We start from the raw sequence: 618 nt of genomic DNA, 5'->3' as shown, positions 1-618 counted from the left end.
ATTTTAGATACTAATGTAGTAAAATCTTTTAATTTTATTTCATATTCTTTTTTCTCATTAGCTAATTCTTTACGCTCTGATAAACCTTCAATAACTAAATAAATATTTGAAATCTTTTTATATTCAGTAGGCTCACTTGGTAGATTTAAATACTTTACTACGCTGTAGCTTTCATAATCTTTTAATACACTTAGTTTATCTTCAAGTGATTTTATGGTATTTTCTAATTGTTCTTTTTGAGTTTTTTTAGCTTTTAATAAATTTTCATTTGCTTCTTTTAATTCATTTTTTAATCTTAAATATTCTTGATAATTTTTATAATTTTTTATAGTGATATTGTCTTTTAATTCATTATTTATAATATGCAATTTTTCTTTGACAGAATACACGCCCTCAAGGTTTTTTGTAAATTCTTCTGTATTTTCTGCATAAATAAAAGTTACAAAAACAAAAAAAGCTAATAAAAATCTCATTCAAATTCCCTTAAAACTCTTAATATTTCATCTTTTGAAATATCATTTTTAATAATGCTTAAATCTTCTTTGCTAGGTAAAATAAAGTTGATTTTTCCACTTAGAGTTTTTTTGTCTTGAAAAAATCCTTCATAGAATTTAGAAG

The 618-nt window shown here is 21.8% G+C and carries 1 protein-coding gene; it reads right to left on the bottom strand.

Features of this window, described 5'->3' with window-relative positions; all coding sequences use genetic code 11:
• On the bottom strand, window positions 1-473 hold a 473-nt coding region (locus KJQ99_RS09510; protein ID WP_214150685.1), incomplete at its 3' end, for a coiled-coil domain-containing protein.
• Window positions 474-618 lie beyond the last annotated feature (145 nt).

The organism is Campylobacter sp. 2018MI13 (assembly GCF_018501135.1).
Lineage (GTDB): Bacteria > Campylobacterota > Campylobacteria > Campylobacterales > Campylobacteraceae > Campylobacter_E.
The sequence above is the reverse complement of the archived record's forward strand: the minus strand, read 5'-3'. Positions and strand labels throughout refer to the sequence as shown.